7 protein-coding genes are annotated in these 14085 nt (G+C 38.5%); 4 read left to right on the top strand and 3 right to left on the bottom strand.

Going from position 1 to position 14085, the window contains the following annotated elements:
* Positions 1 to 165 precede the first annotated feature (165 nt).
* Positions 166 to 3072, bottom strand: a complete 2907-nt coding sequence (locus CYTFE_RS0109745; protein WP_081735962.1) for a PD-(D/E)XK nuclease family protein — start codon at positions 3070 to 3072, stop codon at positions 166 to 168.
* Between the two features lie 381 nt (positions 3073 to 3453).
* Between CYTFE_RS0109745 and CYTFE_RS0109740 the strand changes: the two genes are divergently transcribed.
* The 3 genes from CYTFE_RS0109740 (at position 3454) to CYTFE_RS0109730 (ending at position 11273) form a co-directional block, all read left to right on the top strand.
* Entirely contained in the window at positions 3454 to 6276 is a 2823-nt protein-coding gene (locus tag CYTFE_RS0109740) for a 2-oxoglutarate dehydrogenase E1 component (protein WP_027471630.1), read from the top strand.
* A gap of 89 nt (positions 6277 to 6365) precedes the next feature.
* The gene (gene odhB, locus CYTFE_RS0109735; protein ID WP_027471629.1) at positions 6366 to 7625 is read left to right on the top strand and encodes a 2-oxoglutarate dehydrogenase complex dihydrolipoyllysine-residue succinyltransferase; all 1260 of its coding nucleotides are present in this window, start codon (positions 6366 to 6368) and stop codon (positions 7623 to 7625) included.
* 339 nt (positions 7626 to 7964) lie between these two features.
* A complete protein-coding gene (locus CYTFE_RS0109730) occupies positions 7965 to 11273 on the top strand; it encodes a S41 family peptidase (RefSeq protein ID WP_027471628.1) in 3309 nt (1102 codons plus the stop codon).
* A 65-nt stretch (positions 11274 to 11338) separates the two neighbouring features.
* On the opposite strand, the gene CYTFE_RS25995 is transcribed toward CYTFE_RS0109730, so the two are convergent.
* On the bottom strand, positions 11339 to 11878 hold the full coding sequence (locus CYTFE_RS25995; RefSeq protein ID WP_052343127.1) for a DUF4395 domain-containing protein: 540 nt from the start codon (positions 11876 to 11878) through the stop codon (positions 11339 to 11341).
* 110 nt (positions 11879 to 11988) lie between these two features.
* Positions 11989 to 12258: a CPCC family cysteine-rich protein gene (locus CYTFE_RS0109720; protein WP_027471627.1), complete on the bottom strand. Its 270-nt coding sequence runs from the start codon at positions 12256 to 12258 to the stop codon at positions 11989 to 11991.
* Between the two features lie 156 nt (positions 12259 to 12414).
* Between CYTFE_RS0109720 and CYTFE_RS0109715 the strand changes: the two genes are divergently transcribed.
* Complete coding sequence (locus tag CYTFE_RS0109715) at positions 12415 to 13893, top strand: sulfatase family protein (protein ID WP_052343126.1); 1479 nt, start codon at positions 12415 to 12417, stop codon at positions 13891 to 13893.
* The last annotated feature ends 192 nt before the right edge of the window (positions 13894 to 14085 follow it).

Below are 14085 nucleotides of genomic sequence, written 5' to 3'. Positions count from 1 at the left end.
TTAGTAAATATAGCATTTGGCATCTCTTGGTAATGTGATGATTTACATGGGGATGCCCAATTGTAAGCAAGCAAAAAAACGCCACAAAGGTATGAGAATGTCACTGTGTATTCTGGTAGTGCATTCAATAAGCCGTGTAGGTTTGTGTACAGGCTTAGGTGTTATTTATTTACCACATATACCTCTGTAACTACACGCAATGCAGCTGTCGGTATGATTGGTCTGTGAAAAGGCAATGTCTTTGTTAAACAGATCGTCCAGATGTTGCTTCAGGAGTTCAATAAACTCTTTTTCAACAGCCTGTAAAGTGAGTTTTTCGTTACGGGTTTGTGTTCCTATCTTCAAGGAATAGTCCGGTGACGTGAAAATCTTCTTAATCCACACTACACCTGGTAAATAAGCAGGAAGTTGCGAATCGCTTTTTTGAAGGATATAACTGTACAGTAAAGTTTGAAAAATCGCTTTTTTGGATTTGTGTTTAGATTGTAAAAATAGCTCTTCCACTTTGTTAAAATATTCATCACCGGCTCCGGTTTTATAATCTATGACCCTAACTGCACCATCTTTTTCATCTAAACGGTCAATAGTACCTCCCAGGCAAATATTTTTTTCATGAACAGAAATTTCGGTGTGTACCACTTTTTCAAGCCCTTTCAGAAAGAAAGGTGCATGTTGTTTTTCAACTTTTAAAAATTGAAAGATATATTTTTTAATGATGTCGAACACTAAAATATTTTTGCCTTGAATATCCTTAAAATCATTTTGATTTAAATCTTGATTAAAATATTTATTGAAGCTTGCTTGCAATGCCCGGTTGATGGTTGCTTTATCCTTTTCTAGGGCCTCAATGTCCTGTGCCTGCACCTCTTTACCAACCAAATGTTTGTATATCTCCTCTACTGTTTCGTGAAATAGGGTTCCAAAAATACGGGGGTCAATTTCTTCTGTAATTTCATCTGGTTCTGAGGCCTTCAGTATGTATTTATAGTAAAAGCGGATAGGGCATTCGAAGTAGGTGCTCAATGCGCTGGGTGAGAGCTTCCTGGTTCCGCCCTGAAGAAATTGGTTTAGTATGGTCATTGTTTGGGCATCCTTATTCACATAAAAATCTCTGGAAGGAGAAATGGTGATATTGTCCACGGCGGTTGAAAAACTCAGTTTTTCGGGTGGGTATTCATATTTTAATTGAAAGAGAAAGCGGCTCATCTCGCCAGTCTGCATCCCTTGTGCGGAAGAGTTGTATAACAGCTGAACTTTCTTTGCCCGATGGATCAAACGATAAAAATAATAGGCAAATATGGCATCCTGATGCTCAATGGTTGGTAAGTTAAAAGCTTTGCGCAGACTGTATGGAATAAGAGAGTTAGTGGCTCCTGTTTGCGGAAATATGCCTTCATTCATATTCAGAATAATCAGATTCTCAAAATCCAATGCTCGGGTTTCTAATATTCCCATTACTTGTAGTCCTTTGAGTGGCTCTCCACTGAATGGAATACTCTTAAGGTCGGCAGTTCTTTTAAAAAGCTTGATCCATGTGTCTGGGCTTATTTCTACCTGTAGCTTTTTTATCAAATCAGCCAATTGTGTTATCGTCAGGTGTAGTTGATATATAAACTCCTTTTCTATTCCTTGACTGTGATTGCTGTTTTGAAGTCCGGCATAAACCTGTTGAAGTAGGTCAATCAGGTAGGAGGAAAAGTTCTCGCTCTTTTCAACCACTCTGAAGATAGAAGCCAGTAATTTGTTTTTATTTAATTCATTACCTTCTATGTAAATTTTGTTTTGGCGTGTGAAGGAATAAGCCATTTCTTTGTGTAATTCAGGATTTAAAGGCTCAATATATTGGTGGGTAAGTATCGGAATCACATTTCTATAATAAAACCATGTTTTTCCAGCCTTTGTTTTCCGACCATTTTTTTGTAAGTCAAACACCAATTCCAGTAAGCCATAAGCGGGTGTGTTTTTGATGGGATAACCCATGGTAATATTTACCTTTTCAATTTCATCGGGTATACTGTGTAAAATTGGTAATAGTATGGTTTCGTCCGTTAAAATAACAGCAGTTTGCAAGGCTGAGTCCAACCCTGTGTTTTTTTCGTTATTAGGATGAGCTTGTAAAAATTGGTGTACCACCTGAGTTTGAGCTGTATCTGTAGCTACTGAGGTGATTTTTATGTCGGGCATTTCTTTAGCACAAGGAAAATGCCAATCAGAAGGGGCTGGATAATCAAGAAGGTTAAGCTCAATAAAACGGATGGCTTCATGCGCTTTTATTTTTTCATGTGGATGGGTAGGAGCCATCTTATCCGGCAAGAGCCATGGGGTGTAGTCCCAAATAAAGTCCGCTTTATTTCCTATTTGTAAATGATGAAATAGCTTTTTCTCGCAGCTGTTCAGTGCATTGAAAGCTACAAATATCACTTTGGGATATTGAATTCCCAGGGGTTCTTTTTGGTCAATTTTATCTGCTATGGTGCGGTACACAGCACCTTCGTAGGTCATGTTTTTATCGTGTAAGCGCTGATTGAAACGCTCGTACACTTCGTATAGTTTCTCCCATATTCTAATAAACTCGGTTTGGTGTTCTGAGAGTTTGTGAGGATTAAATGTATGCCAAAAACTGGTGATTGTTTCGATTTGTGCTTCGGTCAAAAAACTATAATCAGCCTCAATCTCTTTAATGGACATTAGATTTGAGAATACCTGTTGTGGATTGGCTCTGTATTTATCTATATCATCAAAATCGTTAAGTATGATTTCTCCCCAAGGTAAAAATTCATCAAAACTAGTGCCTGTGTGGTAAATTTCTTCATATACTTGATATAATTCAAAAACCAAGGTAATTTTGTCAGCTATTTGATAAGACGTAAATTCCTGAATAAACTCGTTAATGGTAATTGTTTTGGGAGACCAGAGTGGTTTCGATATCAACAGACTTAAGTGTTGTTGAAAAAAAAGTCCAGCTCTTCGTCCCGGAAAAACAAAACAAAAGTCCGATATATTGGTTTGATACTTATTAAAATAGTATTCGGCAAGGTGTTTTATAAAATTGGTCATGACTAATGATTTCATTTTTAGTGGATGCAAAATGAATAAAAATAATCAGTTTTTAAATATATTTTTAAAAGATTTCACCCCTTAATGCGAATAATGAATATTTAAAATACATATCTTGCATTTTATATTGATTTTGTTTTCTTGATTAAAGATATGTTAAACATGAAACAGACATGGCTGGTGCAAATTATTAGGTACACACGATCATGATCATAATTTGTATAGGTTATTCTGGTTTGGCTAATATAAACATGGAATTATTCATGATTTAGCTAGTAAAGTTAGGAATAACTCCGCAAGGAGAAATATAACGAACGACTTGATGAAGTCTGTTCGCCAATTAAAAGATTTGATTAATCCACAGGGATTAATATTACTCGGATAAGGAACTATTCTATGGAAGAATTTTCATTTGTGGGAAACAGCGAGATAGAGACAATAGAAGAGCTGTACCAAAATTATTTAAGCAACCCGGAGTCTGTGGACAAAAGTTTCAGGCTATTTTTTAAGGGCTTTGAATTTGCCCGAAAAAATTATGACTCACCATCTTCCGGAGGAATGGTTAGTAAAGAATTTAATGTGGCCAACCTCATTCATGGGTATAGGCAAAGAGGACATTTATTTACAAAAACAAATCCGGTTCGCGCACGGCGGCAGTATTTTCCTTCTCTGGATATCGAGAATTTTGGTTTGGAAAAAGCTGATCTGGAAAAGGAATTTGAGGCAGGTTCTAAATTGGGAATAGGGAAAGCAAAACTGAAGACCATTATTGAACACTTGCAAGCAACCTATTGCGAATCGATTGGTGTGGAGTATTTGTATATTCGTCATCCTGAGGTGATAGAGTGGTTGATGCATAAAATGGAATCAACCCGCAATACACCTCATTACTCCGTTGAAAAGAAAAAGAGTATTTATGACCAACTAAATGTTGCAGCTGGTTTTGAAGGTTTTATCCATAAAAAGTTTGTGGGGCAAAAAAGGTTTTCCATTGAAGGGAGTGAGGTGATTATTCCGGGATTACATGCCTTGATACGTAAAGGTGCTGAGCTGGGAGTGAAAGAAGTCATGATAGGTATGGCACATCGCGGACGACTCAGTGTCTTGGCGAATATCCTTAAAAAACCTTACGAAAATATTTTTAAAGAATTTGTGGGGGATGAATATGCCGAGGGAATCTCTTTGGGAGATGTGAAGTATCATTTGGGCTACCAAAATGATATTGTTACAGAGGATGGTAAAAAGGTAAGGGTGAATCTAGCTCCTAACCCTTCTCACCTGGAGGCAGTTGGTCCTGTTATTGAGGGTATTACACGTTCCATTATTAATAACAAATATAATAAGGACTTTAATAAAGCAATCCCAATTCTTATTCATGGTGATGCCGCCATTGCAGGTCAGGGTGTTGTTTATGAGGTGGTTCAGATGAGTCAGCTCAAAGGTTATAAAACCGGTGGAACCATTCACATTGTCATTAATAATCAGGTGGGATTTACCACCAATTATCTGGATGCACGTTCAAGTACCTATTGTACTGATGTGGGCAAGGTAACACGCAGTCCTGTTTTCCATGTAAATGGTGATGATGCCGAGGCCATGGTGTATGCGTTGGAGCTGGCTGTTGAATTTCGTCAGAAATTTAACGCAGATGTGTTTATTGATGTGTTGTCGTATCGTAAATACGGTCATAACGAGGGAGATGAACCTCGATTTACGCAGCCTACCTTGTATAAAGCTATCGCCAAACACCCTAACCCCAGAGATGTGTATGGAGAGAAATTGTTGAATCAGAAGGTGTATTCCACGAAGGAGTTAAAAGCTTTGCAAGATGGTTTTAATGTATATCTGGAAAAACAATTAGAGGACTCGCAACATATTGATAAGGTGGTTATACAGAGGTTTCTGGAGGACTATTGGAAGGGCTTTAGGTATGCTGAACCCAAGGACTTCGTTACAGCTATAGAAACGGGTGTTGAGAAAAGTAAATTATTGGAATTGAGTGAAAAATTAACCGATCTTCCTGATGATCTACCTTTTTTCAGGAAAGTGCGTAAGATTATGGACGACCGCAAAAAAATGGTGAAAGAAGATCGGTTGGATTGGGCCATGGGAGAACAGCTGGCTTATGCCACACTGGTTACCGAAGGGCATCAGGTGCGTTTAAGTGGCCAAGATTCTATTAGAGGTACTTTTGCACATAGACATGCCGGATTAACTGTTGAGGATTCAGAAAAGCTATATTTTCCATTAAAACACTTGTCTGAGAATCAGGCTCGTTTTAATGTGTATAACTCTCACCTTTCAGAGTATGGTGTGATGGGATTTGACTATGGTTATGCCTTGGCAACTCCCAATGGATTAACAATTTGGGAAGCTCAATTTGGAGATTTCTACAATGTGGCACAGGTTATTATAGATCAGTATATCAGCTCGGCAGAAGAGAAGTGGGGCTTGATGAATGGACTCGTCTTGTATCTACCTCATGGCTTTGAAGGACAAGGTCCAGAGCATTCCAGTGCCCGTATTGAACGTTTTTTATCTTTGGCTGCCAATAATAATATGCAGGTGGTTAACTGTACGACACCAGCTAACTTTTTTCATGTTTTACGACGTCAGGTTCTGAGGGATATTCGTTTGCCCTTGATTGTTTTTACACCGAAGAGTCTTTTGCGTCATTCAAAATGTGTTTCGAAGATGGACGAACTGGCTACGGGAAAATTTGAAGAGGTTATTGATGATCACAATGTTGATACGGAAAACGTTCGTAGGGTTGTTTTTTGTACTGGAAAAATTTATTACGATTTATTAGCACGTAAAGAAGAACTTGATGCAACTGATGTTGCGATCGTTCGGATTGAACAAATGCACCCCTTCCCGGCTGATCAACTGCAAATTGTTTTGGACAGGTATCAGAATGCGCTCTTGCACCTCTGGGTGCAGGAAGAACCTGAAAATATGGGCGCATGGAAGTATATCCGAGGTATGTTTAAGGGGGTTAGTCTGGTGCCGGTTGCTCGTTTGGCAAGTGGTAGTCCTGCTACCGGACTGAATGGCTTACATATGGTTGGACAGAAGGAAATAATTGATAAGATATTTAAAAAGTGCCACTGCGATCTTAAAAATAAATACTGCGGATTACAGTGTGTAGAAGGTAAAGACCGGAAAGAAATATTGAAACAGCATAAGTATTTTTCTGAAAAACCTAGATTTTCAATTTAAAAAGATAGGAGTTGTAAGTATCAGAGGTTGATGATGTTTTTGTATTGTCGGCTGTTTGATACAGTGCGCTTCGTATAAAAACAATAGTTATGATTATCGAAATAAAAGTCCCTTCTCCGGGGGAATCTATTACCGAAGTAGAAATAGCCAGTTGGTTGGTGAGTGATGGCGATGTGGTAAGTAAAGACCAGGAATTGGCAGAAATAGAATCAGATAAAGCTACACTTACTTTAAATGCAGATAAGGGTGGTAAAATTAAAATATTGGTAGACGCTGAGCAAACAGTGGCTGTAGGAGAGATTGCTTGTACCATAGACACCTCCGTTGCTCCTGTTGAAAGCGCCGAAACCTCGGCAGCTTCAGCTGAGCCAGTGCCTGCTGTAGAAGCAAAGGCTCCAGAATCGAAAATAGAGGAGAAGAAAGCTGTCTCAGAAGCGTATTCAAAAGTTAAAATAAGCCCTGTGGCACAAAAGCTCATGGAAGAAGAAGGGTGGACAGTGGAGGATGTGATCAAGGGATTACATCGTATATCTAAAAAGGAAATAGGAGTACTAAAAGAGCACGGGTTGGCTGAGGACTCGTCTTCTGTGCCCCAAGGGTTGGCTATGCAGCCCAAGGAGCGAGAGCTGGATCGTAAAAAGATGAGTTCCTTACGTAAAAAACTGAGTGCTCGTTTGGTAGCTGTTAAGCAAGATACAGCTATGCTTACTACTTTTAATGAGGTGGATATGAGCCATATTATGGCTATACGTAAAAAGTATCAGAGCCTGTTTGTGGAGAAGCATGGGGTGAAACTTGGGTTTATGTCGTTTTTTATTAAAGCTTCTGCCTTGGCCATGCAAAAGCATCCTATGGTGAATGCCATGATTGATGGAGATGAGATTGTAACGCCTAACTATGTGGATGTTTCCGTAGCAGTGCAAACACCCAAAGGGTTGATGGTGCCAGTTATCAGAAACACAGAATCTTTGAGCCTGGCGCAAATAGAAGAAACATTAAAGCAGCTGGCAGTTAAGGCTAGAACGGGAAAAATAAGTTTGGGAGAAATGACCGGAGGTACCTTTACAGTGACCAACGGAGGAGTGTTTGGCTCTATGCTTTCTACTCCTTTGATTAACCCGCCACAATCGGCCATATTGGGAATGCATAATATTGTTGAACGTCCTATGGCAGTGAATGGAAAGGTAGAAATAAGACCCATCATGTATACTGCCCTGTCCTATGATCATCGTATTATTGATGGTAAAGATTCCGTAGGATTTTTAGTGACTTTAAAGAAAATGCTTGAGAATCCTGAACTCATGTTGTCAGGAGGTAATGAGTTGGAAAAGATGGTGTTAGACTTGTGATCGTAACTTGTTTAGTGTAATCATATATAGTTCTTAGTATCTTAAGAGATACCATGTGCTATGACAATATACAGATAATCCCGTAGATATTCCCCTTGGAATGTTCTATGGGATTTTTTTTTGTAAATGCTTCGGGATGAAGTATATTCCTTTTATTGACCCATAAACATGGGATAGGTTGAAAATATTTGCTTAACTTAAGGAAGTGTTGAACCCAGATGATGCATTTGAACTTTATAATAGATTTTTAATGCATCATCCGGGTTGAATAGAATTTTATTCTTTGTCTTGTCTTTTTATGTTTATAATCAAATCATTTTTTCACTAATTTTTAATCGAATGAAAAATATTGTATTGTTAGGTGTGTTGTTATTTTTTACAGTAGCAGCAACAGGCCAGATTAATGCTAAGCTGATGCGTTATATGGATGTGTCAGATACGCAGATTGTTTTTGTTTATGGAGGTGATATTTGGATTGTGGATAAAGAAGGCGGCACGGCCAATCAGATTACCCATTCTCCCGGGGAAGAATCCTGGCCAAAATTTTCTCCCAATGGACAAGAAATTGCGTATACGGCGATGTATAATGGTAATGCTGATGTTTTTGTAGTATCCGTAAAAGGAGGTATTCCTACCAGAGTAACCTATAACTCTTTTTCTGATAGACTGGTGGATTGGCATCCCAATGGAAGAGAACTGCTGTTTGCCTCGGGCAGACATTCGGGTATTGGAAGACTTCATAAGTTTTTTTTGGTTGGTAAAAATGGAGGAATGGCCAAAGAGTTAAAAATACCTTACGGAGAACTGGCGACTTTTTCGGCGGATGGGAAGAAGCTGGCTTATATTACTAAAATAACAGAAAATTATCCTTTCAAACGATATCGGGGGGGACTCACTTCTGACATTATTGTTTATGATTTTAATACTAATCAAACACAACGAGTTACTACTGATGAGGCCAATGATGGTAAACCCGCTTGGGTGGGGGATAAAATCTACTTTTTGTCAGATAGGGGAGCGCATATGCGTTTGAATATTTGGGAATATAATCCCATCACAAAAACAAAGACGCAGGTGACCGATTACCAGGATTTTGATATCTCCTTTTTGTCAGGTAATACAACAGAATTAGTATATGAAATGGGAGGTGATCTTTTTGTAATGAATACAAATAGCAAAAAAACTACAAAAGTAGATGTGAATGTGGTGAGCGATTTGTCTGTTGAAATTCCTAAGATAAAAAATGTGGGAGGTAGTATAAGCGACGCATCTCCATCGCCTCAGGGTAATAGAGTTGTGTTTGAAGCCAGAGGTGAACTATTTAATGTTCCCGTAAAAGAAGGATTTACCCTTAACTTAACCCAGTCCAGTGGAGCTTTCGATCAAAGTCCGTCGTGGTCACCTGATGGAACTACTATTGCTTATTGGAGTGATAAGTCTGGCGAATATGAAATTTGGCTGCAGGACAGCCAAAGTCAAAAGCAAGCCACAAAACTTAGCAAAAGAGGAAAGGGGTTTGGGTATCAGCTAAATTGGTCCCCAGATAGTAAAAAGATCGCCTTTATGGATGAGACGAATACTATTTATTTAGTTGAGGTTGCCACTGGTGAAATAAAAACCCTGACTAAGTCTTTGTGGAATATAGGACATGGATCACGGTTTTATTATCCAATATCATGGTCGCCAGATTCTCAATGGCTTACTTATAGTATAGATCAGGAGAATGCCAATGGTGCGATCATGGTTTATAATGTAAACACACAGATGCAGTATCAGCTAACAGGAGGTTTTTACAACGATGGTTATCCTGTTTTTAGTGATGATGGAAAATATATTTTTTATCTGACTAATCGACATATGAGTGCGGCTTACTCTTCTTTGGGAGATGGGACTTGGATTTATCCCAATTCAACACAAATAGCAGCGATTGCTTTAACAGCGGATACACCGGTGTTGTTTGAAACAAAGAATGATACCATCGTAGTGAAAAAGGAAGCAGGAGATCAAAAGAAGGATGCAAAGGCTCAGAAAGCAGGAGATAAACAAAAGAAGAAAGCAGATAAGAAAACCACCAAAGATAAAGTTGTAAAGGTAGATATTGACTTTACTTATATTGAGTCGCGTGCTCAGATTCTTTCGCCAAAAGCTGGTAATATTGTAGGTTTAATACCGTTGAAGGATCAGCTGGTTTATATGCGAAGACCCAATACCGGGTCGGGAGATAAGGGTAACTCGCTTTATGTGCTGGACTTGAAAAAAGACGAAGAGAAAAAGATAATGGATAATGTGAGTTTTGTGGAGCCAACAACGGATGGTAAATCTTTATTGGTAAAAGTGAAGGGTAAGTATGGTTTGATAAAGCCTGCAGCCGGGCAAAAATTAGAAAAGCCGATACCTACTGCTGATATGACCATGAATTGGGTTCCTAAGGAGGAATGGAAACAAATATTTATGGATACATGGCGTCGGCACAGAGACTTTTTTTATGATCCTAATATGCAAGGTGTAAATTGGAATGCCATGCGCGACCGTTATTTTAAGATGGTTGAAGATGCTCGTACTCGCTGGGATATCAATAATATACAGTCTAGCTTGGTGTCTGAGCTTAGCGCTGGTCATACCTATTCCAGTGGTGGAGAAATGGAGAGAGCTCCTTCTTTAGGAGGCGGTTTTTTAGGTATCGATTGGGAGCAGGAAGGAAAACTATTTAAGATAAAACGGATTGTGAAACCCGCAGATTGGGATACTCAGGTTCGTTCTCCCTTCGATAAGCCTGGTGTTGAGGTGAAAAGTGGTGATTATATTCATGCTGTTAATGGTATAACCTTACAGCCTGTGCTAGATCCCTATGCAGCCTTTGAAGGTTTGAGTGGAAAAACGGTCTTGTTGAAGATCTTATCCAATGGTAAAATGGATGAGGCAAAGGATGTGGTTGTTAAATGTTTGTCCGCGGCACAGGAGCGTACTTTGCGTTATTTAGAGTGGATAGAGAATAATCGAAAAATGGTAGATAAGTTATCCGATGGACAATTGGGCTATATTTATATGTCTAATACCTCAAGTCAGGGACAGATGGAATTGGTGCGTATGTATTATGGTCAGCTCGATAAAAAAGGATTTATCATTGATGAGCGTTTTAATGGAGGAGGCCAGTTGGCAGATCGTTTTCTGGAGCTATTACAACGTCCTGTTAATTGCCACCTTCATTGGCGACATGGTAAAGATCACCGAAGCCCTGTTAAAACCAATACAGGCCCTATGGGAATGTTAATTAATGGATGGGCTGGGTCTGGAGGAGATGGACTTCCTTGGGCTTTTCAAGAGTTAAAGGCTGGGCCTATCGTTGGAGAACGTACTTTGGGTATATTGGTAGGACCAGCCACCGGACATCGATTAATAGATGGTGGTTCAATTACCGTTCCGGGTGCCAGACTTTATGATAATGATGGGCATTGGTTTTGGGAAGGGGAAGGCGTAAGGCCCGACTTTAAAATATGGGATGACCCAAACATTTTGATGCAAGGGCGTGATCCACAGATGGAAAAGGTCGTGGAAGAGGTGCTGAAAGAGGTGAAACAAAATAAACATCTGATTACGCCAGCTCCTCCATTAGAGGACAGAAGTGCTAAAGGTTTGCAGTATCAATAATGATTAGGCAGGAGGCAGAGTTGGCCTGTGGTGCATGGCACAGCAGGCCAATTGTCGCCGGCCGATTACTCACCAATGCTGCAGGAATCACCTATGCAGTTAGGTTTTTCTTCCGGAGTTTTTAATAAACCCGTTTTAAGAGTGAGATAGTATAATTTACAACCAATACAAATACCAAATGCCGTTTCTAAAAACATAAGTGCCAAACAAATCAAGCACATGATACAAATGGGTTGAAAGTATTGTACGTCGTGTAGTAAGTAAAAAGAAAGGATAAATATAGCACCAGATAAGGCACTTCCTAAACTCCAGGCAAAACGCTTTTGTACAGCTCCAATATATAGGGGGCTTTGTTTACGGACTAAAAGCCATGATATAAATACAGTAGGTGCAAATTTAGGGTTAATCAATATGGCTACTAAAAAATTAAATAGTAAGAAACCTGATATATAGGGAAGAACAGTATAGTTTTTAATCACGAAAGCGTTAACGAATGCAAAAAATCCTAGCAAAAGCATGATGCCGGAGTTGCCTCGTACTACTCTTTCATTTAATACTTTAAAACTTCTTCCTTCAATATATTCCCCAAAACTAAATATAGACATAGTTGTGATTTATTAATTTTATTTGAGTAATTATATACTGAAAAAAGGGATATAGGTTACAATAAATATGATTTGTGATGGATGGAATAGCTTCAATAAATGATATGAGTTTACCACGCTGGATTTCTTTTATCTTCCTTTGTGATTTTTCGACAATACATTTTCATATCATGAAAGCTAACACCAATTTCGTCAAAATTTTTTTGAGCTTGCTCCAGTGACACTAAATTGCAACTGTATTCTAGTTTTGGATCGTTAAATTGCAAGGGATCATCTTCCCAGTAGCATATTTGACATATCTCTAATTCTAGTCTTTTTTCCGGATCAAAAGAATTATATCCGCAGCATGGGCAATATTCGTTGAGTGCTATCTTTTTCATTGAATGCAAATATAGTAAAGGCGCGCCGAAAAAACATATATTGTCTGAGATACTATACAATAATTACGCATAAATCATCCAGATATATGCATAAATACATTGGGCTTCTATAGATGGATTATATTTGGTATCAAAAATATTTCAAAACTTAGATTTATGAGTAAAGTAATAATTCTACTATCCATTGTTGGCTTACTAATACCAGATTTATTTTTATCTTCTTGTATACATGTCGATAAAAAGCAGGGAAAAGATATTCAATTAAAGGCAAAACCCAATGTGATACTGTTTGTATCTGATGATCACGGAAAGGATGCTTTAGGGTGTTATGGAAATTCTGTGATCCAAACACCCAATCTTGACCAGTTGGCTTCTGAGGGTATGTTGTTTAATAATGCTTATTGTACGAGTGCTAGTTGTGCTGCCAGTCGTTCTGTTATATTAACAGGGAAATATGGGCATGCGACGGGTTCGTATGGTCATGTGCATGATTATCATCATTTTAGTACTTTTGGTGACGTAAAGTCGTTGCCTGTATTAATGGAAAATGAGGGCTACCATACAGCCAGGATAGGAAAGTATCATGTGGCGCCGGAATCGGTCTATCATTTTCAGGAGGTATTAGAAGCAGATCCTCGTAATACAGTTCAAATGGCTGAGCAATGTGAGAAGGTTTTAAATGCAGATAGTCCCTTCTTTCTATATTTTTGTACGGATGATCCACATCGAGGATATCCCTTTAAGCCGGAAAGATGGGACTTACCGAATAGTTTTGGAAATAAAGAAGAAGGTTATGCTGGTGTTGAAACGAAAGTATACGATCCTAAAGATGTAATTGTACCTGAATTCTTGCCGGATACAAAACAGAGTAGAGAAGAGATAGCACAGTATTACCAAAGTATTTCCCGTATTGACCAGGGCTTTGGTAAGTTGATGTCTATGTTGAAAGAAGCCGGTAAGTGGGATAATACGATTGTAATTTATATTTCAGATAACGGCATGGCCTTTCCCGGAGCTAAAACAACCGTATATGAGCCAGGTATTCAGTTGCCATGCATTATAAAGGATCCATTTAGCAAGTTAGTAGGAGGGGAGAATGATGCAATGATATCATGGGTAGATTTAGCGCCTTCTATTTTAGATATGGTAGGAATCACCTATAATATAGAGGATTTTCATGGGAAATCATTTAAAAATGTAGTTGAAAAGGGTGAAACCGAAGGATGGAACCAAATTTTTGCTTCTCATACTTTTCATGAAATTACGATGTATTACCCAATGCGTGTGGTTAGATTCAATAATTATAAATTGATCTGGAATATAGCAAGCCGCATAGAGTATCCCTTTGCTTCAGATCTCTGGGCTTCTTCAACATGGCAAGGGGTTTATCGAAGTAAAAGTGAATATTATGGAAATAGAAAGATGAAAGATTATTTGTATCGCCCGGAATTTGAACTCTATGATTTGTCGGTAGATCCTTGGGAAGTTGATAATTTAGCTACAAAAAGAAAATGCCATGATATATTGGCGTCGATGAAGTATAAGTTAAAGGCCTTTCAGCGAGAGACCAATGATCCTTGGATAATTATGTGGGATCACGACAGCTCTATGCAAGGAACTGGTGTTAATCTGTAAAACGTTTTTTACTGATAAATCTTAGTTAGTGGCTGCAAGAAAAGGACTGTTTTTTCTGTCTTTGATAAGAAACGAGCATGAATTTTAGCATTCTAAAATACACACAGAAGAATGATTAAAATTCATCGGGAGTTCCATATGACCATTGAAAGACAAATTGATAATCATATGAAAGCTTCAAAGACAAGGCTT

It is taken from the genome of Saccharicrinis fermentans DSM 9555 = JCM 21142 (assembly GCF_000517085.1).
In the GTDB taxonomy this organism is placed as follows: domain Bacteria; phylum Bacteroidota; class Bacteroidia; order Bacteroidales; family Marinilabiliaceae; genus Saccharicrinis; species Saccharicrinis fermentans.
This window is presented reverse-complemented; position numbering and strand designations above follow the sequence as displayed.

What these genes read in the sequence shown, in the direction of transcription:
- CYTFE_RS0109745 (WP_081735962.1), bottom strand. Translation starts at nt 3,072, where the DNA reads ATGAAATCATTAGTCATGACCAATTTTATAAAACACCTTGCCGAATAC.
- CYTFE_RS0109740 (WP_027471630.1), top strand. Translation starts at nt 3,454, where the DNA reads ATGGAAGAATTTTCATTTGTGGGAAACAGCGAGATAGAGACAATAGAA.
- odhB (WP_027471629.1), top strand. Translation starts at nt 6,366, where the DNA reads ATGATTATCGAAATAAAAGTCCCTTCTCCGGGGGAATCTATTACCGAA.
- CYTFE_RS0109730 (WP_027471628.1), top strand. Translation starts at nt 7,965, where the DNA reads ATGAAAAATATTGTATTGTTAGGTGTGTTGTTATTTTTTACAGTAGCA.
- CYTFE_RS25995 (WP_052343127.1), bottom strand. Translation starts at nt 11,878, where the DNA reads ATGTCTATATTTAGTTTTGGGGAATATATTGAAGGAAGAAGTTTTAAA.
- CYTFE_RS0109720 (WP_027471627.1), bottom strand. Translation starts at nt 12,258, where the DNA reads ATGAAAAAGATAGCACTCAACGAATATTGCCCATGCTGCGGATATAAT.
- CYTFE_RS0109715 (WP_052343126.1), top strand. Translation starts at nt 12,415, where the DNA reads ATGAGTAAAGTAATAATTCTACTATCCATTGTTGGCTTACTAATACCA.